The sequence below is a fragment of the [Mycoplasma] falconis genome (assembly GCF_006385795.1).
Classification (GTDB): domain Bacteria; phylum Bacillota_I; class Bacilli_A; order Mycoplasmatales; family Metamycoplasmataceae; genus Metamycoplasma; species Metamycoplasma falconis.
Genome location: NZ_VFSS01000038.1, coordinates 1 through 513, shown reverse-complemented (window position 1 = coordinate 513; position 513 = coordinate 1). Strand labels below are relative to the sequence as shown.

Sequence of the window (513 nt, the reverse complement as noted above, 5' to 3'; positions counted from 1 at the left end):
ATCTGGATCAGCTCGATGCGATGATCGGTGCTCTCGACGAGCAGATCGAGCAGCTGATGCATCCCTTTTGTGCCCGACGCGCGCTGCTTGCATCCATCCCGGGGATCGGGGCGGGTGCCTCGGCGACGGTCATCTCTGAAATCGGCGCCGACCCGGCGGCCTGCTTCCCCTCGGCTGAGCATCTGCCCTCGTGGGTGCGGCTGTGCCCGGGCAACCACGAATCGGCCGGCAAACGCCATCACGGTGCCCGCCGCACAGGCAACCAGCACCTGCAGCCGGTCCTGGTCGAGTGCGCGTGGGCCGCCGTGCGCACCGATGGCTACCTGCGCGAGTACTACCGCCGCCAGGTCCGCAAGTTCGGTGGCTTCCGCAGTCCCGCTGCCAACAAGAAGGCGATCATCGCCGTCGCCCACAAGCTGATCGTCATCATTTGGCACGTGCTGGCCACCGGCCGGCCTTACCAGGATCTCGGCGCCGACTACTTCACCACCCGCATGGATCCCGACAAAGAAC

Annotated in this window: 1 protein-coding gene; it reads left to right on the top strand. The window is 66.3% G+C overall.

The annotated features are described in order from the left end of the window. A partial coding sequence (locus FJO69_RS07775) for a transposase (protein WP_140781577.1) occupies positions 1 to 513 on the top strand: 513 nt, incomplete at both ends.